Annotated in this window: 20 protein-coding genes and 3 pseudogenes; 6 read left to right on the top strand and 17 right to left on the bottom strand. The window is 70.2% G+C overall.

The genetic code is table 11. The features are described from left to right. The first annotated feature begins 250 nt into the window (after positions 1 to 250). From ACWD35_RS24260 to ACWD35_RS24270, 3 genes and pseudogenes are all read left to right on the top strand, one after another. Positions 251 to 532 (top strand): COG4315 family predicted lipoprotein, encoded by a 282-nt coding sequence (locus ACWD35_RS24260; RefSeq protein WP_451353382.1) that lies wholly within the window; start codon positions 251 to 253, stop codon positions 530 to 532. Between the two features lie 282 nt (positions 533 to 814). Next, a pseudogene (locus ACWD35_RS24265) lies at positions 815 to 988 on the top strand (hypothetical protein); the annotation flags it as partial. Further along, positions 981 to 1,352: pseudogene (locus ACWD35_RS24270) on the top strand (RNaseH domain-containing protein); the annotation flags it as partial. The pseudogenes ACWD35_RS24265 and ACWD35_RS24270, both read left to right, overlap by 8 nt. Positions 1,353 to 1,513: 161 nt before the next feature. Here the strand turns inward: ACWD35_RS24270 and ACWD35_RS24275 are convergent. The 4 genes from ACWD35_RS24275 to ACWD35_RS24290 form a co-directional block, all read right to left on the bottom strand. Then, positions 1,514 to 2,446 (bottom strand): L-tyrosine/L-tryptophan isonitrile synthase family protein, encoded by a 933-nt coding sequence (locus tag ACWD35_RS24275; RefSeq protein ID WP_451353383.1) that lies wholly within the window; start codon positions 2,444 to 2,446, stop codon positions 1,514 to 1,516. A 150-nt stretch (positions 2,447 to 2,596) separates the two neighbouring features. Beyond that, the gene (locus tag ACWD35_RS24280; protein WP_451353384.1) at positions 2,597 to 3,859 is read right to left on the bottom strand and encodes a cytochrome P450 family protein; all 1,263 of its coding nucleotides are present in this window, start codon (positions 3,857 to 3,859) and stop codon (positions 2,597 to 2,599) included. Between the two features lie 11 nt (positions 3,860 to 3,870). After that, a complete protein-coding gene (gene asnB, locus ACWD35_RS24285) occupies positions 3,871 to 5,697 on the bottom strand; it encodes an asparagine synthase (glutamine-hydrolyzing) (protein ID WP_451353385.1) in 1,827 nt (608 codons plus the stop codon). Positions 5,698 to 5,713: 16 nt separating this feature from the next. Next, the gene (locus tag ACWD35_RS24290) at positions 5,714 to 7,129 is read right to left on the bottom strand and encodes an MFS transporter (protein WP_451353386.1); all 1,416 of its coding nucleotides are present in this window, start codon (positions 7,127 to 7,129) and stop codon (positions 5,714 to 5,716) included. Positions 7,130 to 7,488: 359 nt separating this feature from the next. On the opposite strand from ACWD35_RS24290, the gene ACWD35_RS24295 reads away from it, so the two are divergent. Beyond that, a complete protein-coding gene (locus ACWD35_RS24295; RefSeq protein WP_451353387.1) occupies positions 7,489 to 7,680 on the top strand; it encodes a heavy-metal-associated domain-containing protein in 192 nt (63 codons plus the stop codon). A gap of 66 nt (positions 7,681 to 7,746) precedes the next feature. On the opposite strand, the gene ACWD35_RS24300 is transcribed toward ACWD35_RS24295, so the two are convergent. From ACWD35_RS24300 to ACWD35_RS24355, 12 genes and pseudogenes are all read right to left on the bottom strand, one after another. Next, positions 7,747 to 8,565, bottom strand: a complete 819-nt coding sequence (locus ACWD35_RS24300) for an ABC transporter ATP-binding protein (RefSeq protein ID WP_451353388.1) — start codon at positions 8,563 to 8,565, stop codon at positions 7,747 to 7,749. Further along, positions 8,562 to 9,635 carry a FecCD family ABC transporter permease gene (locus ACWD35_RS24305; RefSeq protein WP_451353389.1) on the bottom strand — a complete coding sequence of 358 codons (1,074 nt, stop codon included), beginning with the start codon at positions 9,633 to 9,635 and terminating at the stop codon, positions 8,562 to 8,564. The genes ACWD35_RS24300 and ACWD35_RS24305 overlap by 4 nt, the downstream gene beginning before the upstream one ends. Before the next feature lie 2 nt (positions 9,636 to 9,637). Next, complete coding sequence (locus ACWD35_RS24310; protein ID WP_451353390.1) at positions 9,638 to 10,714, bottom strand: ABC transporter substrate-binding protein; 1,077 nt, start codon at positions 10,712 to 10,714, stop codon at positions 9,638 to 9,640. Positions 10,715 to 10,898: 184 nt separating this feature from the next. Next, complete coding sequence (locus ACWD35_RS24315; protein ID WP_451353391.1) at positions 10,899 to 11,546, bottom strand: sigma-70 family RNA polymerase sigma factor; 648 nt, start codon at positions 11,544 to 11,546, stop codon at positions 10,899 to 10,901. A gap of 179 nt (positions 11,547 to 11,725) precedes the next feature. Then, positions 11,726 to 12,382: a hypothetical protein gene (locus ACWD35_RS24320; protein WP_451353392.1), complete on the bottom strand. Its 657-nt coding sequence runs from the start codon at positions 12,380 to 12,382 to the stop codon at positions 11,726 to 11,728. 170 nt (positions 12,383 to 12,552) lie between these two features. Beyond that, the gene (locus ACWD35_RS24325) at positions 12,553 to 13,074 is read right to left on the bottom strand and encodes a copper chaperone PCu(A)C (protein ID WP_451353393.1); all 522 of its coding nucleotides are present in this window, start codon (positions 13,072 to 13,074) and stop codon (positions 12,553 to 12,555) included. Beyond that, on the bottom strand, positions 13,071 to 15,344 hold the full coding sequence (locus ACWD35_RS24330; protein WP_451353394.1) for a heavy metal translocating P-type ATPase: 2,274 nt from the start codon (positions 15,342 to 15,344) through the stop codon (positions 13,071 to 13,073). The genes ACWD35_RS24325 and ACWD35_RS24330 overlap by 4 nt, the downstream gene beginning before the upstream one ends. Next, positions 15,344 to 15,589, bottom strand: coding sequence for a hypothetical protein (locus tag ACWD35_RS24335; RefSeq protein WP_451353395.1), 246 nt, complete (start codon positions 15,587 to 15,589; stop codon positions 15,344 to 15,346). Before ACWD35_RS24335 ends, ACWD35_RS24330 begins: the two co-directional genes overlap by 1 nt. A 190-nt stretch (positions 15,590 to 15,779) precedes the next feature. Then, positions 15,780 to 16,192 (bottom strand): annotated as a pseudogene (locus ACWD35_RS24340) (DUF1775 domain-containing protein); the annotation flags it as partial. A gap of 575 nt (positions 16,193 to 16,767) precedes the next feature. Continuing rightward, on the bottom strand, positions 16,768 to 18,492 hold the full coding sequence (locus ACWD35_RS24345; RefSeq protein WP_451353396.1) for an acyl-CoA dehydrogenase family protein: 1,725 nt from the start codon (positions 18,490 to 18,492) through the stop codon (positions 16,768 to 16,770). 95 nt (positions 18,493 to 18,587) lie between these two features. After that, positions 18,588 to 19,160, bottom strand: a complete 573-nt coding sequence (locus ACWD35_RS24350; RefSeq protein WP_451353397.1) for a PadR family transcriptional regulator — start codon at positions 19,158 to 19,160, stop codon at positions 18,588 to 18,590. Positions 19,161 to 19,404: 244 nt separating this feature from the next. Beyond that, on the bottom strand, positions 19,405 to 20,079 hold the full coding sequence (locus tag ACWD35_RS24355; protein ID WP_451353398.1) for a hypothetical protein: 675 nt from the start codon (positions 20,077 to 20,079) through the stop codon (positions 19,405 to 19,407). Between the two features lie 367 nt (positions 20,080 to 20,446). On the opposite strand from ACWD35_RS24355, the gene ACWD35_RS24360 reads away from it, so the two are divergent. Both ACWD35_RS24360 and ACWD35_RS24365 read left to right on the top strand, forming a co-directional pair. Then, positions 20,447 to 21,346: an MBL fold metallo-hydrolase gene (locus tag ACWD35_RS24360; protein WP_451353399.1), complete on the top strand. Its 900-nt coding sequence runs from the start codon at positions 20,447 to 20,449 to the stop codon at positions 21,344 to 21,346. Between the two features lie 10 nt (positions 21,347 to 21,356). Further along, the gene (locus ACWD35_RS24365) at positions 21,357 to 21,788 is read left to right on the top strand and encodes a winged helix-turn-helix transcriptional regulator (protein ID WP_451353400.1); all 432 of its coding nucleotides are present in this window, start codon (positions 21,357 to 21,359) and stop codon (positions 21,786 to 21,788) included. Between the two features lie 347 nt (positions 21,789 to 22,135). Here the strand turns inward: ACWD35_RS24365 and ACWD35_RS24370 are convergent, their stop codons facing one another. Further along, on the bottom strand, positions 22,136 to 22,468 hold the full coding sequence (locus ACWD35_RS24370; RefSeq protein ID WP_451353401.1) for a hypothetical protein: 333 nt from the start codon (positions 22,466 to 22,468) through the stop codon (positions 22,136 to 22,138). Positions 22,469 to 23,211 lie beyond the last annotated feature (743 nt).

The following is a 23,211-nucleotide window of genomic DNA, read 5'->3' on the forward strand; positions in this document are numbered from 1 at the left end:
AAGCTACCTCGCCGGCCTCGAACTCCGCGCCTCCATGATCTGGGTCGGAGATCTCTTGCAAGCAGCCGATTGATCACGACATCACACAGGCCCTAAGAGCGTCAGTAGATGCAGGAGACATCGCATCGCCTCGGCGCTGCTGCTCGCCGCATGTGGCTCGTCCGTCGACAAGTCCTCCGGCGCCAGCGCCGCGGCCACGGCCGAGACCGCCGCTCCGACCGGTGCCGCCACGTCCAGTGCGGCCGGCGGCATGAGCATGGTCAGCACCAGCATGCTGATGGCCAAGCGGATGTCCGGCATGGGGGCGGTCGTCACGGATGCCAAGGGCTGGACGCTCTACCGGTACGACAAGGACAAGGCGTCCATGTCCATGTGCACGGGAAGCTGTGCGCAGACATGGATGCCGGTCATGGCGGACGGTACTCCCAAGGCCATGGGGCTCAAGGCGAAGGTCGGCGCGATCACCAGGGACGACGGGATGAAGCAGGTGACGCTTGCCGGGACGGCAAGCACCTCTCCCAGCGCGCCCTAGCCACGCACGGGATCGGCACCCAGTACCTCCAGTACATGGCCGAGAGACCCTGCACTCGGTGAACAAGATGGCGAAGAGACCGACGACGAAACCCTCCACGCGGCCACGCCCAAGGCCAAGCCCTCAGCACAAGCAGAGGCCAAGCGGCGCACCGCCTGGCAGAAGAAGAAGCACATTGCTCTCAACGCGGTCCGCGACCTTCTACGCCGCAACGGCCTTGTAGACGACCGCCTCAGCCACGCGTTCGCACCCATCGGCCTCCACGATGTCTGGCACATCGGCATCTGGTTACGACGCCATGCCACCCGTGCAACAGTCGGCCGTCCGGGAAACCAGCAGCCAGCGCCCGTCACCCTCGCCTTCACCGCAATGCGTCCGGTGAACGACACCGACGGCGGCCCCTGGCAGACTTGGGCATGGTCCCCAGCCGGCGCCCGCTGGAAGCCGTATGCCCAGGCCGCCCACAACGCACTCGCCGCCATCCGACGCCAACTGCCAGAGTCCTGCCCCTACGTCGTCTACGCCCCCGGAACTAAGTACCCCGCGGCGGCTCCCTGGTGGCACCCTGCCCTCAACGCAACGACCCATCGGTGTCGTTTGTGTCTTGCCCAACTCCCAGCGCATCTCAGTGGAGGCAGAAGACAGCCTGCGCAGGATCCTTTACGCGCACACCAGCACCCACTTCACTGCCATTGCCCTCAACGCCGACGCAGATCCAGCGTGGATGGGCAAGGCAGCGGCCATCCTCACCAACCAAGCAGCGGCCTGGGACTACCGCCAGACCCTCCCCACACCGCTACATCTGGCCCGCAAGATGGACGAGGACCACCCCCACCACCGGCGATCTGTCGAACAAGAAGCACCGAAGGAGAGGACGCCGCTGATCCTCGATGACCCTCCCCCGGCCCCTATCCCACGGCGCTGTGTCCCCCGACCGCACAAGAACGAGGCAGCAGCTGCCCATTGGAGGACAAGCACTGATCAGCTCTGGTCGAAGTGGCTGTCCCTGCCGCCCCGCTGTACCAGTCGCCCCATCTCTGCGGCTTTGGCCCGCGGCATGAGGGTCCAGGTGCCGTCAGTGCGGTGCAGGGCGGCGGAGTGCCAGGGAGTTGTCCACGCGTCCGAGGCGTCGAGGAGGCGGATGCCGAATTTCGGGGCGCCGATGGGTTGTGGATGGATGGAGAGGCGTACCGCGCGGGGGTGGTGTTCGGCGATCAGGGTGCCCCAGGCGCGGCTGCGCTGGATGACGCCGTAAGCCCTTTGTCGACATGCGCGTTGGAGGGCGGAGCGGGTGCCGGTCCAGTCGGCGGTGTCCTCGATGAGGAAGCGGGTGATGCCCCGGTAGAGGGCTAGGGCCTGCTCGTCGGCGCGGGTCTCGGCGCGGAGAGCCTCCAGGACGGGGGCGTAGCGCTCATGGATGTGGGTGCGTCTCGTGTCGTGCGGGAGGTCGCCGAGGACGTCGCGGAGATCGAAGACGGACAGTCTGTGGAGGCCCATCCGGCCTATCTGTATTCGTAGGTCGTCGGCGTAGGCGTCGATGTGGTCGTCGGGGACACCGATGAGGTCGCCGAAGACGTGGCCGTCCGAGCAGATGATCAGATGGGCGCCGGGCGGGTAGATCCGCTCGATCTGGGTGCACAGGGTGTTCAGGAAGGTCAGAGAGAGGCGTTCGCCCTGGTCGGGGAGGTGACCGAGGACCTTGGCCGGGTTGGGGGACTTGCAGGGGAAGCCGGGCAGGGTGAAGACGACAGGCGAGCCGTCGCGTACGAAGGCGGAGGTGCGCCGCAGTTGGTGCGGGAACGCCTCGACTGTCGCGGTGGTCCGGTCGCTGGTGCGGTGGTGGGGCAGGAGCAGGTTCAGGATCTGGGTGCCGATGCGGGTGGGGAGGGTGTCCGGCGCGGTCGTCAGGGGCATGTCGTTCCTCCTGGGGTACGAGGGCGTGCGAGGGCACGTCGACATGGCGCCGTGGCGGGAGTGGAGGCCAGGCGCCTGGGGTCAGTGGGTGTGGGTCAGCCGGGGCCGGGTCGGCTGGCGTGGCCTGACCCGGTCAGCGGTTCGTCGGTGTCAGAGGCGGCGGTCGTAGCCGACGGGGAGGTGATTGGTGCCGCGGCCGAGGACGGCCGGGATCCACTCGATGTCCTCGTCTCTGATGGCCAGATGAAGGCCGGGCAGGCGGGCGAGGAGTGCGCCAAGGGCGATCTGGAGTTCGGCGCGGGCGAGGGCGGCTCCGGGGCAGAAGTGGATGCCGTGGCCGAAGGCGAGGTGGGAATTGGGCGAGCGATCGAAGTCCAGGGTGTCCGGGTCGGGGAAGCGGCGCGGGTCCCGGTTGGCCGCGCACAGGGAGACGATCACCGAGTCGCCGCTGGGTACGCGCGTGCCGTGCAGGTCGCTGTCCTTGTCGAAGAAGCGCCAGGTGGTGAGCTCGAAGGCGCTGTCGTAGCGCAGGAGTTCCTCCACCGCGCGGGGCAGGAGGCCGGGGGCGTCGCGGAGGCGGGCGAGCTGGTCGGGGTGGCGGAACAAGGCGAACAGGGCCGTGGTGATTTGGTTGGTGACCGGCTCCTGGCCCGCGACGAGGAGCTGGAAGATCATCGAGTCCAGCTCCTCCTGGGACAGTTCGCGGCGGTCGCGGGCTACGACGAGGCGGCTGAGCAGGTCGTCGTCCCCGTGTTCGCGCTTGTGGGTGACGACGTCGGCGATGTAGCTCTGGAGGCCGCGCAGGCGGGCCTCGTAGAGGGGGCGTCCGGGGTCGGTGGGGCCGACCGGCTGGACGACCTTGCCCCAGTCCCGGTCGAAGCGGGCCGCGAGTTCCTGTGGGAGGCCGATGACTTCGGCAAGGACCTGGAAGGGGAAGTGGGCGGCGAAGCCGGTGACGAGGTCCGCGGGGCCGTGCTCCGGCAGTGCGTCGACGAGGGCGTCGGCCAGTTCCTGGAAGCGCGGGCGCAGCTGCTCGATGCGGCGCGGGGTGAAGGCGTCCGTCACGAACCGGCGCATCCGGGTGTGCTGGGGCGGGTCCTGGTGGAGGAGGTGCACCTGAAGCTGGGAGTGCTGCGGCTCCGGCATGATCGAGGCGCGGGCGCGCCAGCGGTCGTTGCCGCGGTCGTGGTTCTTGCCGAGTCGGTCGTCGTTCAGCGCGGCGTGGGCGGCGTCGTAGCCGGTGACGAGCCAGGCTTGGACGCCACTGGGGAAGAGGACCCGGTGGACGGGGCCGGCCTCGCGCATCTGCTCGTACAGGGGGTAGGGGTTGCTCTTGTACGGGCAGCCCATCAGCGGTACCGGGGCGGGCAAGGCGTCCGGATCTTGGACTGGTTGCTGTTCCTGGAGGGTCATGGGGAGGCTCCTCAGAGGGCGATTTCGGGCCGGTAATGGTCCAGCCAGAGGGAGAGGTCGACGACGCGTTCGAGGCGCAGGCGGTGGCCCCACTCCAGTCGGTCGGGCGGGGTGTCGAGACAGGGCTTGATGCGGGTCTCGTCGGCGAGGGTGCGGACCTGTTCGGTGGCGAGGGCGTCGCGGGCCAGGTCCTGCAGTCCGCGGTTGTAGGCGGGGTGGTGGGTGGCCGGGTAGTGGTTCTTGGGCCGGTGCAGCACCGAGTCCGGAGCGAGGCCGGCGCCCATGGCGCGCAGGAGGCTCTTCTCCCGTCCGTCGAAGCTCTTCAGCGCCCAAGGGGTGGTGAAGGCGTACTCGACGAGCCGGTGGTCGCAGTACGGGACGCGGACCTCCAGGCCCTGGGCCATGCTGAGGCGGTCCTTGCGGTGGAGGAGTTGGCGCAGCCAGCGGGTCAGGGACATGTGCTGCATCTCGCGTTGGCGGTGTTCGGCGGGACTCTCGCCGTCCGTGTGCGGTACGGCGGCCAGGGCGGTGCGGTAGGTGTCGTCGCGGAACTCGCTGATGCGCAGGTTGAGTTCTGGGTTCAGGGGCATGGCGGCCTCGTCGCCCGTCACCAGCAGCCACGGGAAGGTTTCCGCTGCCAGGGCCTTCGGGTTGTGGAACCAGGGGTAGCCGCCGAAGACCTCGTCGGCCGCCTCGCCGGAGAGGGCGACGGTGGAGTGCCGGCGGATCTCGCCGAACAGCAGGTACAGCGAGGTGTCCATGTCGCCGACACCGATGGGTGAGTCGCGGGCCACGACGACGGCCTTGCGGTGCTCCGGGTCGAGCAGGGCCCGCGGGTCGAGGATGACCGTGCTGTGGTCGGTGCCGATGAAGGCGCCGGCTTCCGTGGCGTAGGGCGTGTCGTGGCCGGTGCGCAGGACGTCGCCGGTGAACTGTTCCGCCTGGTCGCTGTAGTCGACGGCGTAGGAGCGGATCCGGGCGTCCGGGCCTTCGCGCAGGCGGAGTTCGTCGGCAAGCAGCGCGGTCAGGACCGTGGAGTCGATACCGCCGGACAGCAGGCTGCACAGTGGGACGTCCGCTTCGAGCTGGCTCCGGGCCGCGGCACCGACCAGGGTGCGGATCTGCTCGATGGCCGTGTCCTGGTCGTCGGTGTGGTCGGTAGCCTCCAGCTGCCAGTAGCGGCGTTCACGGATGCCGCCCCGGTCCAGGACGAGCACGCCGCCCGGCTCGACCTCCCTGACTCCGGACCACACGGTCGGGCCGGTGTTGAACAACAGGCTGTACGCCTCTCGCAGCCCGTCCGCGTCCACCCGGGGCCGTATCTCTGGATGGGCGAACAGGGCCTTGGGCTCGGAGGCGAAGGCGAGGCCGCCGTCGACAGAGGCCCAGAACAGGGGCTTCACCCCGAGCCGGTCGCGGACCAGGAGCAGGCGCTGAGTGCGTTCGTCCCAGACGGCGAAGGCGAACATGCCCTCCAGGTGCTCGGCCACCGCCTCGCCCCACTCGGCGTATGCGCGCAGCACCACCTCGGTGTCGCTGCGCGTGCGGAACGCATGGCCCCGGGCGCGCAGTTCGGTGCGCAGTTCGTGGTGGTTGTAGACCTCGCCGCTGTAGCTGAGCACGATGGCCGGCTCTTCGGGCCGGTCGGTCATCGGCTGTGCGCCGCCTTCGAGGTCGATGACGGCCAGGCGTCGGTGGCCGATCGCGGCTCGCTCGCCGAGCCAGACGCCTCCGGCGTCGGGGCCCCGCAGGGCGAGGGTGGCGGTCATGGCCTCGATGATCGGGGCCTGGGGACGGGCATCGCTGTGGAAGGACGCCCAGCCGGTGATTCCGCACATGGGGAGGACTCCTCGGTCAGGGATGGTGAGCGGCGGCAGCCGCGTCGGTGGTCTTCTCGGGGACGGGCGCGGGCCTACGTCCGTCCAGGGCGAGCAGGGGTACGGCGATACAGGCGGCGGCTGCCGCCAGGGGCAGCCCGGCCGTCACGCCGTCATCGCCTCCGGCCAGACCCCAGGCGGCGGTGGCCAGGGCCGGGCCGAGGGTGAAGCCGAGGCTGCGGGCCAGCTGTACGGAGGAGCCCACGGTCGCCGTGCGGTCCGCGGGGGCGGCGCCCATGACGAGGGCCTGGGTGGGCCCGCCGTTCAGGCCCATGCCGATGCCGGCCAACGCCAGCCGCCAGGCCACGTCCACCGGTGACCAGTCGGCCCCCAGCGGGACGAGGAGAAGCAGACCGGCAGCGGTGAGGGCGGCGCCGATGACCGCCACCGGCCGGGCCCCGTATCTGTCGGCGAGGCGACCGCCGACCGGGCCGGCCAGCCCCATGCCGAGCGGGAAGGCGAGCACGGTCAGTCCGGTCGTGGTGGCGCTGACGCCGTCGTCGCGCTGGAGGTGCAGGGCGACGACGTAGTGCATCGCGGCGAACCCGGCTGCCAACACCAGCACCGCCGTGTGCGCCCGGACCAGACCCGCCGCCCGCAGGACGCCGGCCACCGGACGGCCGCCCGGCCCCCGCAGCCACCACCACAACGGCGGCACGGCGGCAAGCGCGAGCACCAGCCACACCGGGCTTCCCGACGCCAGGGTCAGCGCCAGCAGCAGGGCGGCCACCCCGGAACCCACCAGCAGCACATCCGCCGCCGACCGCCGGTCGGGCAGGCGCAGGCCCCCGTCCCCCGGCATCGCCCTCCACGCCACGACCAGGGCCAGCAGGCAGAAAGGGATCTTGACCAGGAAGACGGCGCGCCAGCCCAGGTGGTCCAGCAGCAGTCCGCCCACCGCCGGACCGGTCACCGCGCCCAGCGGGCCCAGCGTCGCGGGCACGCTCATGGCCCGCCCGCGCAGTTCCGGCCGTACCGAACGCAGGGCGAGAACCGGCATCAGCACGAAGAGCACGGCCCCGAACACGCCCTGGGCGAGGCGGGCGGCGATCAGCCAGGACGCCCAGGGCGCGGCGGCCGTCAGCGCGCTGCACAGACCGAAGCCCGCGGTCGCGACCAGCAGGGCGGAGCGCATCCCGACCCCGTCCAGCCACCGGCCGACAGGCAACAGCAAGGCCACCACGGGCAGTTGATAACCAAGGACCGCCCACTGGGCGGTCGCGGCGGAGACGTGCAGACCGTCGGCGATGTCCGCCAGGGCCACGTTGACGATGTTCATGTCGAGCATCGCCACGAACGACAGCAGGCCGGCCACCGCAACGAGCAGCCAGCGGTCCTCGCCGCCGACGGGTATGTGGCCGGGCTGTTCCGAACCGGGACTGTGGCCTGTCACCGTTGCCGCCCCTCACGGTCGTGGGTGGGCTGCCGGACGGCAGCCTCGTCCCACAAGTCGGGAGGGATCGCACACGAGTTCCCGGGTGCGTCCAAAAATCATGGTGGGCAGGCTGAAACTGCCCGCGCCGGTCCAGTCGCGGCGGCCGCCGCGTGCCGGCTTGCCCGACACGGCCGACTCCACCAGCAGGTACAGCAGCGCGCAGAGGATCAGCCCGGCGGCACAGCCGACAGCCGGGCGCCGTGCACGTCGTGCCGGAGCCGCGCCATCCGACCGCCCTCCCCCGCAGTGCTCAACACGCCCCCAGCCCGGTGCGTGCCGCGGAGGGTTCCTTCCCTCCCGCCGGACATCGAATCGGCGTGCGTACGGGGGAACTCCGGGCTCCGCTCAGCCGACTACTGAGGCAGGTCTCCGAGGTACCCGGGGTGAGCGAGGTCGTGGTCGACCTCGCCGCCAACGCCGTCACCGTGCACGCGGACCTTGAAGACGAGCGGCTGCGCGCGGCGATCGTCGAGGCCGGGTACGGCATCGCCGACTCGATCGCCGGCTGATCCCGGCAGACGACCGAGCGGGCGGGACGCGACCGTCGTCCTGCCCAAGCTCGTTCATGAGCCCGTTCATCCCCGGGTGGGTGTCTCGAGCGGCGCGGCTGTCGGTGCCTCGTCCGCCGGCGTCCGGTGGTCGAAGGCGATGAGCGGGTCACCGGTCAGGGGATGGTCGACAACCGCCGCTCGCACTCCGAACACCTCCGCCATCAGCGCGGGCGTGAGGACTTCCCGCGGCGGGCCGGAGGCGACGACCGCCCCATCGCGCAGGACGTGGAGGCGGTCACAGACAGAGGCCGCGGCATTCAGGTCATGCAGCGACACCAGGGTCGTACGGCGTTGGGCACGCAGGAGGGCGAGCAGATCGACCTGGTGACGGATGTCGAGGTGGTTGGTCGGTTCGTCCAGCACCAGGATGTCCGGGTTCTGTGCGAACGCCCTTGCCAGCAGGACACGTTGGCGCTCACCGCCGGACAGGGCCGTGAAGCGTCGTCCGGCCTGTTCCGCCATGCCGACGTCGGTGAGCGCCTGCGCGACGATGTCCCGGTCGGCGGCGTCCTCCCCGGCGAAGGCCCGCTTGTAGGGCGTACGGCCCATCGCGACGACCTCGCGCACGGTCAGCTCGAAGTCGCTCCCGCGCTCCTGCGGCAGGGCCGCCACGTGCCGCGCCGACTGGAGCGGGGTCATCTCCCGCAGGTCGGTGCCGGCCAGCAGGACCCGCCCGGCGGTGGGCTTCAGGTGCCGGTAGACGGTGCGCAGGAGCGTGGACTTGCCGCTGCCGTTCGGGCCGACCAGCCCGGTGATCTCGCCCTCGGCGGCGACGAGATGGGCACCCGCGACCACCGTCCGGCCGGCGTAGGCGACGTGCAGGTCCTCTATTTGGATCCTCAACTGCCGCTCCCCAGGCGCCGGTCCAGCAGATACAACAGGGCCGGAGCGCCGAGCAGCGAGGTGACCACGCCCACCGGCAGCTCCTGCGTGTCCATCGCCGTACGGCACACGATGTCGACCACGACCAGCAGCAGAGCGCCGAACAACGCGGAGACCGGCAGGAGGCGTCGGTGGTCACCCCCCACGACCAGGCGGCAGACATGCGGCACCATCAACGCGACGAACGCGATCGCGCCGGAGACCGCCACCAGGACACCGGTCAGCACGCTGGTCACGGTGAACAGCTCGCGGCGCAGCCGGGTGACGTCGATGCCGAGTCCGGCGGCCGTCTCGTCGCCCATCAGCAGGGCGTTCAGGCCCCGGGCGCGTGCCTGGAGCCACAGCAGCGCGGCGGGTACGGCGACGGCGGGTACGGCGAGCAGTTCCCACGTCGCTCCGCTGAGGCTGCCCATGAGCCAGAACAGGACGCTGTGGGTCTGCTGCTCGTCCCCGGCCTGCAACACCAGGTAGCTGGTGAACCCGGAGAGGAACTGGCCGATCGCGACCCCGGCCAGCACGAGCCGTAGGGGCGCGAACCCGCCACCGCGCCGGGCCACCGCCCACACCAGCGCGAACGTCGCCAGCGCGCCGACAAAAGCCGCCCCGGACAACCCCAGTCCCAGTGCCCCGCCGGCGCCGAGGCCGAGGACGATCGCGGCGACCGCGCCGAGGGAGGCGCCGTTGGAGATGCCCAGCAGGTAGGGGTCGGCCAGGGGGTTGCGCACCAGCGCCTGGACGGCCGTACCGACGAGCCCGAGGCCGGCGCCGACGAGGGCGGCGAGCAAGGCACGAGGAAATCGGAGCTGCCAGACGATGAGGTCGTCCGTGCCGGGGCGCGGAGCCTCGCCGGAGAGCCTCCGCCACACCACGCTCCACACCTCGCCGGGCGGGATCGACGTCGAGCCCCAGGCCACGGCGGCCGTCAGCGCGGCCAGCAGTGCCACGGCCAGTACCGCCGCCGGCGGGCCGGCGGGCAGGCTGCCGCGCTCCTCCGCAGCCGCGGCTTTCCGGCGCACCAGTGTGAAGGCCACGATCAGGCGACCTTGCCCGGGTAGAGGGTCTTGGCGATGGCCTCGACCGTGTCGGCGTTCTCGACTCCCGCGATGGTGGTCTGCTCGGAGCCGATGCGCAGGAAGTGGCCCTCCTTGACCGCCTTCAGGCCCTTGGTGGCGGGGTTTGACTTCAGCCACTGCTCGGCCTCGTCGAACGCCTTCTTGTTCGCTGCCTCGCTGCCGCGGTTGCGGACGCCGAGCTGGATCCAGTCGGGGTTCTTGGCGATGACGTCCTCCCAGCCGACCTGCTTGTAGTCGCCGTCGCAGTCGGCGAAGACGTTGCGGGCGCCGGCCAGGGTGATCACGGCGTTGGCGATCTGGCGGTTGCAGGTGACGGAGGGCTGCTTCGTACCGGCGTCGTAGTCGAAGAAGAAGTATGTCGGCCGGTTGCTCTCCGCCGTACCGCCGACCGCCTTCTGGACCGCGCCCACCTTCTCCCTCATCCCGGCGACGAGTTTCTGCGCCTGCGCACTGGTGCCGGTGACCGCGCCGAGGGAGGTGATATCGGCCTCGACAGCGGACAGATCGGTCACTGGGCTCTTGCTCTGGGCAGCACAGGCGGTGGACTTCAGGTAGATGTGCTTGATCCCGGCGGCCTTGAACTCCTCCGCCGTCGGCGCGTCCCCCATGCCTCCGCCGCCCATGCTTCCCATGGAGGCGAAGGTGTCGATGAAGAGGTCGGCTCCGGAGCCGAGCAGCTTCTCCTTCGGGATGACGGTCTGGCTGAGCACCTTGACCTTCTGCGCCTGTGTGTCGAGGGTGCCGGGCAGCGTGCCCTTGCCGGGTGGGAAGCCGGCGCCGATCACCTGGTCGCCGGCGCCGAGGCGCAGCAGCACCTCCAGACTGGAGGCGTTGCTGGTGACGATTCTCTTCGGGGCGCTGGAGAAGGTGGTCTTGACGCCCGTGCAGTCGGTGACGGACACCGGGTAGCCGACGGAAGCCTCCTTCCCGGCCTGCCCCGCGTTCCCGTCCGCCGTATCCTTCCCGCCGCCGCAGCCCGCCAGCAGCAGGCCGCCCAGTACGACGGCCGCGGTACCGCCCCACACACGAGAACGCATCGAACAACTCCCGGATCCACTCGGTACACGGGCGAGCCTTCGCCACCCGCTCCAGTAGTCGGAGCGAAGGTGCCCTGAGTTCCCGGCCAGTTGGCGATCCGGCTCAGGTGAACCGCTCCCGCTACTCCGGCGGCGAGGGTGCCGGTGCCGTTCTTCCAACCGGCACCGGCACCCTCCCGGAGCGTCAGGCCGCCAGCGCAGCGGGCGGGTCCTCCCCCACTGCCTCAGCGGCGTGGGAGGTGCCCCCATCGTCCAGCAGGTCCATCAGCGTTGCGCGGGCGCGGGCCACGCGGGAGCGGACCGTGCCGATCGGGCAGTCGCTCACCTCGGCGGCCTCCGCATAGGGCAGGCCGAGCAGCTGCGTGAGGATGAACGCCTCCCGGCGGTCGTCGGGCAACGAAGCCAGCAGATCCAGCAGCGCGATGCCGTCGTCGAAGCCGGGCAGGTCGCACGGCTGGGCCAGCTCGATCGCCAGCTGCCAGTCCGGTACGTCGGTCAGGCGCGGGCGGGCGGCGGCGTACCGGTAGCTGTCGATCACCGCGCGGCGGGCGATGGACAGCAGCCAGGCCCGGGCCGAGGAACGCCCCTCGAACCGGTGCAGGCTGCTGAGGGCCCGCAGGAAGGTGTCCTGCGCAAGATCGTCCGCTGCCTGGGGATCGCCGCAGAGGTGGGCGACATAGCGCCGTACGTCCCGGTGCAGGGCGCCCACGAACTGCTCGACCGCGTGCGCATCACCGCCTCGGGCGGCCAACGCCCATGCGGTGATCGATTCGTCGGGCGCTGCCGGTTGGTAGCTCTTGGCGCGCGACGTGGGCAGGGCAGAGGTAGTCACCTGGTGTCCTTCTCGGGTCAACCGTGATCCGGACCAGGGCACGCCACAGCGCACGGTCCGGTGAAAGTGGGAGAGACGGCCCTACGGCGTCGCCGTGGCGCAACAGCGCCTTTGCGGTCGTACGGCCGTGGCCCGAGGCGCACACGTGCAGCCGGGCGGCCTCGGGAAAACAGCTGCCTTCAGGCGACAGCCGTTCCCACGGGCGGACCCCGAGAAGTGATCGCGTGGACGAGGAGGAGGAGACGCGGCGCCCGGTCCGAGCGGCGGCGCCGCAGATGGACGCGTGGGCGGTCGGGGGTACCGGGCAGGGCCAGCAGCAACCGCAGCGGCGCCGCCAGCCATCCGGCCGCCGCCCGCAGGATCCGGAAGGCGGCCTTCTCGCCGTACGCCAGCCACAGCCCGCACAGCACCGCGGCGAGCAAGTGGGCGGCGAGCATGCCGAACGACGACGAACCGCCGTCCATGGAATGCCCCATATGATCCATGGGGCTCATGCCCGTGTGGTCCATATGCATGGCGCCCATGTCCATGGAGTCCATGCCGCTCATGCCCATGGAGGCGGAACCGTCGGACGTGCCGGACGCCGACTGGGCGTAGGAGAACGCCTCGTGGAGCACCGTCTGGGCGGCGACCACGACCGTCACGATCAGCGCCAGCCCGCGCTCACGCCCCGCCAGACACCAGCCCACGGCACCGGTCACGGCCCCGCCGACGGCCAGCGCCCACGCCGGCACGTCGCTGCCGGACATCAGGACGTGGCCCAGGGCAGCGAGCAGCACGCACATGGCCGCGAACACCGCGGCCCGTATCGCGCGAGCACACCACCCTGCTGTCATGGCGCCTCATCCTCGCATCCCGGCTTCGGTCGTCATGCGTGGGTACGGACATCCGCGGGGGACCGCACTCAATCCGCAGGGCGTGATCCAGCCCACGACAACCAGCTGGAACTCGACGACACTCTGCCCCGACGTTTAGGAGAGGATTCCTCCGCCCTCAGGGCGGGCGATCACGGACCGCTGTCGCTCGGGCGGATCACGACCGCGATCGTCTCGACCGGCGCGCTGCGCTCGAAGTGCAGCGTGAACGGTACGAGGTCGCCCGCCCGCCAGCCGGCCCCGGCCCGCAGCGTCACGTCCACACCGCGCGCCGACATGGACAGCACACCGCCCGCAGGTACGCCGGCCGAGGTCACGTCCGACTTGTAGGCGGCCCGGCCACCCAGCATGCGGTGCCCGCTGAGGGTGATCCGGCCGTGCGTGGCGGTGGACGTCACGTTCACCAGCCGGTCGTCCGCGCCACCGACGTTGGCGATGTCGAAGAGCGCCGCGGTGTCCGTGCTGTCCCCGTACGGCAGGAGTACCCGCCCGTTCGAGACGGTGATCCGAGCCGGGCTGCCCGCCTTCCCGGCCCCGGTCCAGGTCGTCAGCCCTCCCAGGGCGAGGCTGCACGCGGCCACGGGCGCGAGCGCGGCGAGGAGGGTGTCGGTCAACCGACGGCGAGTGGGTCGCCAGAGATTCTGCTCGGTCATCGGGTACGCCTCCGGGCGGGAGCGGGCGCGGGCTGCCAGGCGCGCAGCCGCAGGCTGTTGCCCACGACCAGCAGCGAACTCACCGACATCGCCGCCGCTGCGAGCATCGGATTGAGCAGGCCGACCATGGCGAGCGGCACGGTCACGACGTTGTAGCCGAAGGCCCAGACGAGGTTGGCCCGGATCGTGCCCAGCGTGCGCCGGGCGAGCCGGACAGCGTTCGCCAACGCCTCGATGTCCCCGCGTACCAACGTCACGTCGGCGGCACCGATGGCCACGTCCGTGCCGCTGCCCATAGCGATGCCCAGGTCGGCTCCGGCCAGGGCTGCGGCATCGTTCACTCCGTCGCCGATGACCGCGACGCGGTAACCCTGCTCCTGCAGGTCCCGTACGAGGTCGGCCTTGGCCTCGGGGGTGCAGCGGGCGTGCACCTCGTCGATGCCCAGGGCTGCGGCCACGGCCTGCGCGGGTGCCTCACGGTCACCGGTGGCGAGCACCGGCCGCACGCCGAGGCGCCGGAGCCGGTCCACGGCCCGGTAGCTGCCGGGCCGCACCACGTCCCCGACCTCGATCAGGGCCTCGGCCACACCGTCCACCCGGACCAGGACGGGCGTGTGGGCGGCGGCCTCGGCCACCGACAGCGCGTCTGCCAGGGCGGTAGGCAACTCGCCGTCGGAGGCGAGGACTTCCACCAGCCGGCCCTCGACCAGGCCGCGCACGCCCCGGCCCGGCACGGCGGCGAACTCACTCACGTCCGGCAGCGTCCCCACGGGGAGTTCCCGCCGGGCGCAGGAAGCGATCGCCCGGCCCACGGGATGCTCCGAGCCGTGCTCGACGGCCCCGGCCAGCCGCAGCAGCGCCTCCTTGCCCAGTCCGTCGGGTACGACCGTGACGCGGGCGACGGTCATGTGGCCGGAGGTGAGCGTGCCGGTCTTGTCCAGGACGACCGTGTCGATGTGCTGGAGCCCCTCCAGCGCCTGGGGTCCGCTGACCAGGATTCCCAGTTGGGCACCGCGGCCGGTCGCGGCCATCAGCGCGGTCGGCGTGGCCAGGCCGAGCGCGCACGGGCAGGCCACGACGAGCACGGCCACGCACGCGGTGACGGCGGCCTGCGGGTCGGCCCCGGCACCGAGCCAGAAGCCGAGACAGGTGACGGCCAGCGTCAGCACGACGGGGACGAAGACGCCTGCCACCGTGTCGGCCAGCCGCTGCGCCCGCGCCTTGCCGGCCTGGGCCTCGGTCACCAGCCGGGTGATCCGGGCGAGCTGGGTGTCGGCACCGACGGCCGCGGCCTTCACCAGGAGCAGCCCGCCGGCGTTGACGGCGCCGCCGACCACCGCCGAACCCGGCCCGACCTCGACGGGCTCGCTCTCCCCGGTGACCAGGGACAGATCCACGGCCGAACTGCCCTCCACCACCTGCCCGTCGGTGGCCACCCGCTCCCCCGGCCGCACGACGAAGATCTGTCCCGCTCTCAACCGCTCGATGGCGATGAGCAGTTCCGCGCCCCCTTCGCGGACCGTCACCTCTTTGGCGGCGAGTTGAGCCAGTGACCTGAGCGCAGCCCCGGTCCCGCGCCGGGCCCGCGCCTCCAGGAACCGCCCCGCCAGGACGAACAGCGGTACACCGACAGCCGCTTCGAGATAGACGTGCGCCGCGCCGTCCGAAGCCGAGGGCACCAGAGTGAACGGCATTCGCATGCGGGGCTCCCCGGCGCCGCCGAGGAAGAGCGCGTACGCAGACCAGGAGAAGGACGCCACCACACCCAGCGACACCAGGGTGTCCATGGTCGCCGCCGAGTGCCGAAGCCCACGCGTCGCACGCACATGGAAGGGCAACGCCCCCCACACCGCGACCGGCGCGGCCAGCGCGAAGCACAGCCACTGCCAGTTACGGAACTGCAGCGCGGGCACCATCGACAGCACGAGCACGGGCACCGCGAGCAGCGCGGTGATCAGCAGCCGACCCCGCTCCTGGCGAGCTTCCTCGGACTCGCCCGCGTCCTTGGCCGCGCGCGTCTCGGGCTGCTTGGGCGGTTCGGGCAGGGCAGCCGTGTAGCCGGCCTTCTCGACGGCGGCGACGAGTTCCTCGGGGCTGATCCGCGGCAGGTGGCTCACACGCGCCCGCCCGGTGGCCAGATTGACGGTCGCCGTGACCCCGTCCAGCTTGCCGAGCTTCTTCTCGACGCGCCTCACACAGGCCGCGCAGGTCATGCCACCGATGGCCAGGTCGGTCGTCACCAGGTCGACGGTCACCGGTTCCCCGCCCATCAGTGGCCACCTCCGTGCATGTCCCCCATGTCGTCCGTTCCGCCGCCCCCGCCGGAATCGCCGTCTGCCCGGCTCGTGCCGGTGCCGTGCATGCCGGGCGCGACGGGCCCGGCGGCGGCACCGACGGCGTACGACACCGTGAACATCAGCGCCAGCAGGAGAAGGAATCCGCACAGGGCGGGCGGAGGCACGAGCCTCCGCAACACCGCACCGGCGCCGGAGGAGATTTGCCGGGACTCATCCATCAAACCGCGTCTCCAGATCAGGTCGTACGACGTCGGTCGGATCGCGCCGTACTGCATCAAGAGTCGGGGCCGCCGGGGGTCGAGTTCCGGAGCAAAGTTGTGGTCCGCGTCATGTGAGGGCCAACTGTGCCAGGGTTCGCGGCGCCGAAACGCTGCCCTGCCGACGGCTACCGCCGGCAGGGCAGGTGCGCTACTCCGCCCGGGATCCGGCGGAACGGCCGCGCACAACGGCAAAGCCCGCCGCCGCGAGGCCCAGCACGCCGACGACCAGCCCGGCGATGCCAAGACCGCGGGCGGTCGAGTCACTGGCCGAGGCGGTCGACTTGGCGCTGTCGGAGCCCTTCGAACCCGTCGGCGAGGCGGTCGAAGCGACACCGCCGTCCTCCGTGCCCTTGGCGGTGAGCTTGAGCACGGGCGCCGGGTTCTCCGGCTCCTGGCCGCCCTGCGCCTCCTCGATCCAGCGGACGATCTTGCCGTCGGAGTACGTCTGCAGGGTCTTGAAGGTCAGCTCTTTCCGCCGCTGAAGGTGATCTCGGAGACGGCGTCGGCGATGGTGCCGTCGTCCGTCTTGACGGGCGTCTTGGGCTGGGCTTCGGCTATCTCGTCCTAGTTGAGTCGCACCGCTCCGCTTGTCCCGTACTCCTCCGGCGGCAGGCTACCGACGGCCACTGACACGTCGACCCGCATCACGACACTCGCCAGGACAGGACAGGACAGGGCAGCTGCGTCTGCAAGACCCGCGCACGTGCACCGCGGCCCGGGAACTACGCGCCCCACAGGCCCCAGCACCGTGACGCCCGATCTGCGGCTCAGGTCGGAGTTCTACTCTGCGTAGTCAGCACCAAGTCAGCACGGGAGTCAGCACCGCGCCTCCAAATCATGCCCGAACGGCGCAACTCGGACAGCACCCCTCGCGGCCTCATTGCGGCCGTCACCGAGGCCCCGACACCGCCTCCATGGTGGCCGCACGCACTCGCACGCCCAGAACTATGGTGTCCCACCCAGCTGGACGCGAGCCTCGACGGGGCGGCACCTTCGTGTGTCCGGGCGTCAGGCCCACCGGGCCACACTCCGCTACGGGTCGTCCACATAGCCAGCGGGAATGGAGACGGAGTCGAAGCCTGAGCAACCGGTGGCCGTGCCCGCGCGGCCCGGCCACCGGTGATGCGTGGACGCGCCTACGGAGCCATCTCGTACGCTCCGGACAACGCCTCGACCCGCTGCCAGACCCGCTGCGTACGTGCCTCGTCGACGACCGGCCGCCGGACCGAAGCCAGCGCCCAGTCCCGCTGCTGTGCGGTCGCCGAGTCCTTGCCGTGCAGTTCGACGGCGTGCGCCGAGAAGTCCCGCACGAGGACGGCGAAGAGTTCGTCGAGCACGTCCTCGTCGAGTCCGGTCAGGGCAGCCTGCTCCAGCACGAGCTGCCCGTGCACGACGAGGGCGAAGAGCTGACCGACCGCGAGGACGAGGTCGAGATCGCGGCTCTGCTCCGCGTCGGGGGCGGCCGTGATGACGAACTCGCAGAGGGCGTCGGCTTGTTCGCGAAAGCGGGTCACATTGGGCAGGTGCGCGTACGCGTCGAAGGCGGGTCGCCAGTCATGGAAACGCACCGAGCCGAGGCCGCGGGCCGGCCCCTGCCGGAACAGGAAGTCGTCGTCAGCCGGGTCGCGGCGGGTCGGCACGCCGGGGTACTCGACCGGGTCGAGGAGGTGGCCGCGCATGAACTTCAGAATCAGCGCCAGGTTGACGTGGACCGTACCCTCCAGCTTCGGCAGACCGCGGATCTCCACGGCCGCCTGGCCGAAGTAGTTGTCCTTCTCGAAGCCCTTGGCGGCTATGACGTCCCACATCAGATCGATGACCCTCTCACCCTCCGTGGTCACCTTCATCTTCGTCATCGGGTTGAAGAGCAGGTAGCGTCGGTCGCCGGGGCCGGCGGAGCGGAAGTAGTCGACAGCGCGGTCACTGAACGACTTCATGCCGACGAGCCTGACATAGGCGTCGGTCAGCGCTCGCCGCACGTGGGGGAAGCCGGTGACGGGGCGGCCGTAGAGGATGCGGTTGTGGGCGTGGGTGACGGCCTCGTACATCGCGTGCTCGCAGATGCCGATCGAGGCGGTACACAAGTTGAACTTGCCGACGTTGACGGTGTTGAGGGCGGCGTCGAAGGCGGCGCGGCCGGTGTGCAGGACGTCCTCAGCCGCTACGGGATAGTCCTCCAGGCGGAACTCGCTGACGAACTTGGAGGAGTCGACGACATTCTTGACCAGGTGGTAGGCCGGATGACGGCTGTCGGCGGCGAAGAAGACGTAGCCGTCGGGCCCCTCGACGTCGGTACGGCGGCCGAAGACGGACACGAGTGCGGCAGCGTTGCCGTTGCCGATGTAGTACTTGGAGCCGGTGGCGCGGAAGCCGCCGTTGCCGTCGGGCTCGAGCAGCATGTCGGTGGAGTAGATGTCGGCGCCGTGCGCCTTCTCGGACAGGCCGAACGCGAACACCTCTCCCTGGGTGAGGAGTTCCGCAGCGCGGGAGCGGGCGGCGGCGTTGTCGCTCTGCCAGACCGGGCCGAGGCCGAGGATCGTGACCTGCCAGGCGTACCAGTAGTCCAGGCCATAGAAGCCCAGGATCTCGTTGAGCGCGGCGATCCGGGCGGTGTCCCACCGCTTGTCCGGTTCCCCCTCCCCCGCAGCGGACGACGGCGTCAGGAAGGTGGCGAACAGGCTCTCCTTCGCTGCGAAGGCGAGGAAGTCGCCGAGCCATGCGCGGGTCCGATAGTCCTCGATCAGCCGGCGCTTCCCGCGCTCTTCGAACCAGTCGACAGTGGCACGCAGCAGGCGGCGCGTCTCGGAGTCGAAGTGCGCGGGGTCATAGGTGCGCGGGTTGAACAGCAGCTGGTCAGCCATGGTGAAGACGCCTTTCGGCTGGTGGACGGGTGGGAATGGGAACTCTGACGGCTGGACTGGCAGGATCGGGAGACCTACGGAGGGTGCTGCGGCGATCAGCCGCCCGGATCGAGCCGGGCCAGCGTGGCAAGGACGTCGTCCAGCCAGTCGATCATCATCCGCTCGTATGCGATGCCGCCGCGCAGTACGACGTGCTGGAGCTCCCGCTCCGCGTCGAGCGGCGCCAGCGGGCCGGCCGCGATCGCCTCGGGCCCCGTGAAGTCCCGCTCCTCTCCTGCCAGATAGTGCGCCAGCCGGTCCCGATGCGCCTGCCGGTGCCGCTCCACCTCGCGGATCAGGGCGGTCGGGTCGTCGAAGGCGGCGCCCCGGATCTTTACAGCCAGGTCGTGGCGGACACTCTCCGGCTCGATCGGATCGTGCAACCAGGAGGACAGTGCGGCCCGGCCGAGGTCAGCGACGGAGTACTCCTTCTTGTCCGGCCGGCCCTGCTGCGGGACGTCCCGGACGTCGACCCATCCGTCGTTCTCCATGCGCTTGAGCACGCGATAGATCTGTTGGTGGGTCGCGGTCCAGAAGTAGCCGATGGACCGCTCGAAACGCCGTGCCAGCTCATAACCGGATCCCGGCTTCTCCAAAAGCGACACCAAAATCGCGTGTTCGAGCGCCATGACGCCGATCCTGCTATGCAACTCGTTGCATAGCAACCTCCTCCGCTCCGATGCGACGCGGCTCACCCCCCGGCGGCCCCCGTCCAGGGGCAGAGCGCCTTGCATCCGCCCGCGTTCATGCAGGCGTGCGCCCCTTCGACCGTCCGGCAGCTGCGCGGTTGAGCAGGGCTCAGGACTGGTGAGCTGCCCCTGGCTGCCTCACGGATATATGGACCGCGAGGCAGCCAGGCGCGCGATCGGTGGATCAGTCTCGGACGACGAACGTCTTGGCCCTACCGGAGCGACCGGAGCAGGACCGCTTCTCCTCAGCGGTCATCTTCCTGGACTTGACGACCACCGCGTTGCTCTGGCCGTCCGTCCCGTTCGAGGCAGGCCCCGTGACGACGTCGGGTACGAACCAGAAGTAGTGCCCCCACTTCCGGTCGTCGTAATGGGTCTGCCATGTACCGGAGACGGTCTGCATCACCTGCGCACGGGAGATCCAGCCGACCTCACCCGGCTTCACCGTCATGTTGACGGAACTGGCCTCCGAGTGCGTGCTCGACCAGGTGTGGCTGTACGTCGCCGTCACGCTCAAGTCGATGATCCCCGCTATCTTGCCGCCGACGGTCACGGATACGCCCGCCGAGTCCGTGGAACCGACCGTGTCGGACCAGGTCATCGACTGGGTGGCAGCCGAGGTGCTGCAGTTGTAGAGCGAGTCGGAGACCCGGTGGAAGGCTCCGAGATACACCCGGCCCAACTGCGGTTCGTTGAAGGTGCACTTGCCCGCACCCGAGTCGCAGTCGGCCATGAGCTGTGTCCGGGTAGGCTGGTCATCGGCTGAGGCCGGAACGGCTATGCCCGCGACCACACCCAGGGCAGCCACTGAGAGCGCCAGCATCCGTCCGCAGTAGCGCATCCTGCGGTTGTTCGCCATACATGTGCCTTTCGCTGTGCATGAGGGGGGTCGGCGATCGCGGGAAGAGCGACTGAGGAGTCACCGCGATCACCGCCTGTTGAGATCCGAGAGACGCAACAACTGACTTATCTACACGACGAGTTGGTGAAAACCCAGCCGTCAGTGCTTCCTCAACCGGTACCGGTCGGGCGACGACCATCCGCCCGCCCCATGTCGCTGCCACTGCCCCCGGCAGTACGAGTCGCCCACGACCTCGTGAGTGTTCCCCTCTTTCACCCAGAGCGCGCCGGTACCTGTACCGATACTTGCGCTGTTCCATGCCCCTGCGGTACGCACTTGCAAGTACGTACTTCCCGATGGAGAGTCACACGCCAATAGTGAGTGCATGACCAGGACAGCAGCAGGACGTTCCCAGACCTCCATCGGCGCCACCACCGTGACCTACCTCCCTGACGGGGAGGGCTGGTTGGACGCTTCCGCGGTCTTTCCGGCCAACCGGACGACGGACTGGGCGCCCTACGCCGACTACCTCGACAACCGCGGCCGGTTCCCGGTCAGCATCGGTTCGTTTCTGATCCGCACCGGAGACCGAGTCATCCTGGCCGATCTCGGGCTGGGCGTCGTCGACTTCGAAGTTCCCGGCTTCGCGTCGTTCACCGGCGGACGTCTGCTGGAGAGCCTGGCGGAGGAAGGCCTCGCGCCCGCGGACGTGGACACCGTCGTCTTCACGCACCTGCACCACGACCACGTCGGCTGGACCACGGACATTGCGCCCGCCCCGCACTTCCCCGACGGCCAGGCGGTCCGCGGGCTGATGTTCCCCAACGCACGCCACCTGGTAAGCGAACGGGAGTGGCGGTACTGGGCGGACAAGGGCACCTTCCCGGGACCGGACGCGCGGGCCGTACAGAAGCCCCTGGCCGACCGGATCGAGTTCGTCGGCGACGGCGATCAGATCGCCAGGGGAGTGGGGGTCCTCGCCACCCCCGGGCACACCCCCGGGCACACGAGCCTCGTTGTCACCGATCCAGACGGCACGGACCCCCGCCGGCTGATCGTCCTCGGCGACGTGATGCACTGCCAGGTCCAGGTGACCGAGAGCCAGTGGCCCTTCGTCTTCGACGTGGATTCTGAGGACGCACTTCGTACCCGCGAGCAGCTCCTGAAGGAGCTGGAGCACCCGAACGTGCTGTTGGCCGGCGGGCACTTCGCCGGCCACGTCTTCGGCCGAGTGCTGCCCCTCGCACCGCGCCGCGCCTGGGCCGACGAACGTGTCCTCGACTAACGTTCGGCGCATGCCAGCTCCTCGCACCCGGCGGCCCCGGCCGGGAACCCCTGGCCGAGCCCCGCTGGCGTGGCTGCCCGACGGCAAGCCCGCCGACGTCTACAGCGCACCGTGCCCCTCGCGTGCCGCCCTGGACCGGATCGCCGACAAGTGGACCGTCCTCATCGTCGTCGCACTCAACGACGGGCCGCGCCGCTACGGCGAACTACGCGACACGATCGACGGCGTCAGCGAGAAGATGCTCACCCAGACGCTGCGCAGCCTCGAACGGGACGGCCTCGTGGCTCGCACCGTCACCCCGACGGTCCCGCCTAAGGTGGAGTACCGGCTCACCGACCTCGGTCGCACCCTCCGGGAACCGTTGGCCGCCATCCGCGACTGGGCCGAACGGCACATCAACGCCGTGGAAGCGGCCCGGCTGCGCTACGACACCAACACCTGACCCGATCGGTGCAGGCACTTCCATCGTCGAGCGCGTTCGCCCACTGTTGGGACCGCTCGGTGAGCGGACGTAGGGCTCGGCGAGCGCCATGTCCGAGGGGGGCGAGGGCGTAGCCGCCGTCCGCCGCAGCGCCCGCGCGCGACCAGTTCGGCTTCTTCCCACTCAGTCGCACAGAGAGGGCCGGCGCTCCTGCCCAGGCATCGGCATGGGTAGTGGCGGGGTCGGGGCGGCGGGTTGGTTGCGGTCGTGCTCGCGGGTGGCGTGGATTTGTCGGCCGGTCTCGGTGGTGCTGTCCCCGTGTGCGGTCGCGGGCTGCACACACACGGGAACGGCCCGGACTCGGTGCGTCAGTAGGCGGGTGGGGTGCCGTATTTCGTGGTGAAGTCCTGTGTGATCCAGGAGGCGCCGATGCCGGACAGGTACGTCTCGCGCAGCGGGGCCTCGCGGGCCGGTGGGGTGTGGTACTTGTCGGAGAGGTCCTGGGTGGTCCAGGCGGCGCCCATCGCGGTCAGGTACGTCTCCTGCAGATCGTCGCTGCACGCGTCGATCGTGAACACGCTGGAGTACCCGTCGTGGACCACCGCCTGTCCCGCCGCCGAGGGCGGCAGCTCGTTGCCGGCGGAGTTGCCGGCGTAACTCTCACCACCCGTGCCGAGCACGATGGCGCCCTCTTCCTGCATGGGCTTGTATCCACCGCGGTCGGGCGGATCGCCGTCCCACCGGGTCGTCAGCCCTCCGGACTGTTGCGTCGCCGCCTTTCAGGGCGTAGGTGGTTCGGCCGTTGTTCTCCAGCAACGCGGTCACGAAATTGCTGTTGTTGCCCTTGTTGGTTCGCCCTTGCCGCTGGGGACGTCCCACTCGCCAGGTGCGGAATCCAAGTGGCTGCTCCGCCGCAGGATGAGGAGTCTGCCGCTGTCAGGATCCGTGACGAGTATCGCAGCGATGAGCCGCGTCGTCATCGGTTCGCTCTTCCATCGGGCCGCCGGCTGATCGGACTCAGTCAATCGCCCTGGTCATGCCGGAGCATGTGGACAAAGTGGCACGCGTTCTCCCGGCATTGGGGGCCACTCGTCGGTTGCGGCATTGCTTCAGCACACGTACATCACGCCCCGGCCATGCTCAGCTTCATGCTGTGGCCAGCGGGCTGAAGGTGCGGTCGCCGCAAGGCGGCACCAACCGCGTGAGCCGGGGGTGAACTCGGAGGCCGCCTCGCCACATGGGGCTGCCCACCATGAGCACCCCGTCCGTCCGTCCGACCGGACCGGGACGGCCGGATACAGTGCGCGCGACGGCAGCCTGGTTGCTCAAGGAGGGGAAGCCGCTATCACGAACTGGCGGACCCTCTCGGACCAGTAGGCCCTGACCTGCGATTCATGCCCGCGATTGACTGGTGTAGACGCCCCTGGAGGGTCCCTACAACCTG

Source organism: Streptomyces sp. NPDC002671 (assembly GCF_053592475.1).

Bases quoted from the DNA above. Each gene is read 5' to 3' on its own strand.
- ACWD35_RS24355 (WP_451353398.1), bottom strand. From the start codon at position 20,079: ATGGCGAACAACCGCAGGATGCGCTACTGCGGACGGATGCTGGCGCTC.
- ACWD35_RS24360 (WP_451353399.1), top strand. From the start codon at position 20,447: ATGACCAGGACAGCAGCAGGACGTTCCCAGACCTCCATCGGCGCCACC.
- ACWD35_RS24350 (WP_451353397.1), bottom strand. From the start codon at position 19,160: ATGGCGCTCGAACACGCGATTTTGGTGTCGCTTTTGGAGAAGCCGGGA.
- ACWD35_RS24345 (WP_451353396.1), bottom strand. From the start codon at position 18,492: ATGGCTGACCAGCTGCTGTTCAACCCGCGCACCTATGACCCCGCGCAC.
- ACWD35_RS24335 (WP_451353395.1), bottom strand. From the start codon at position 15,589: ATGGATGAGTCCCGGCAAATCTCCTCCGGCGCCGGTGCGGTGTTGCGG.
- asnB (WP_451353385.1), bottom strand. From the start codon at position 5,697: ATGTGCGGAATCACCGGCTGGGCGTCCTTCCACAGCGATGCCCGTCCC.
- ACWD35_RS24370 (WP_451353401.1), bottom strand. From the start codon at position 22,468: ATGCAGGAAGAGGGCGCCATCGTGCTCGGCACGGGTGGTGAGAGTTAC.
- ACWD35_RS24310 (WP_451353390.1), bottom strand. From the start codon at position 10,714: ATGCGTTCTCGTGTGTGGGGCGGTACCGCGGCCGTCGTACTGGGCGGC.
- ACWD35_RS24365 (WP_451353400.1), top strand. From the start codon at position 21,357: ATGCCAGCTCCTCGCACCCGGCGGCCCCGGCCGGGAACCCCTGGCCGA.
- ACWD35_RS24330 (WP_451353394.1), bottom strand. From the start codon at position 15,344: ATGGGCGGGGAACCGGTGACCGTCGACCTGGTGACGACCGACCTGGCC.
- ACWD35_RS24325 (WP_451353393.1), bottom strand. From the start codon at position 13,074: ATGACCGAGCAGAATCTCTGGCGACCCACTCGCCGTCGGTTGACCGAC.
- ACWD35_RS24320 (WP_451353392.1), bottom strand. From the start codon at position 12,382: ATGACAGCAGGGTGGTGTGCTCGCGCGATACGGGCCGCGGTGTTCGCG.
- ACWD35_RS24260 (WP_451353382.1), top strand. From the start codon at position 251: ATGAGCATGGTCAGCACCAGCATGCTGATGGCCAAGCGGATGTCCGGC.
- ACWD35_RS24280 (WP_451353384.1), bottom strand. From the start codon at position 3,859: ATGACCCTCCAGGAACAGCAACCAGTCCAAGATCCGGACGCCTTGCCC.
- ACWD35_RS24275 (WP_451353383.1), bottom strand. From the start codon at position 2,446: ATGCCCCTGACGACCGCGCCGGACACCCTCCCCACCCGCATCGGCACC.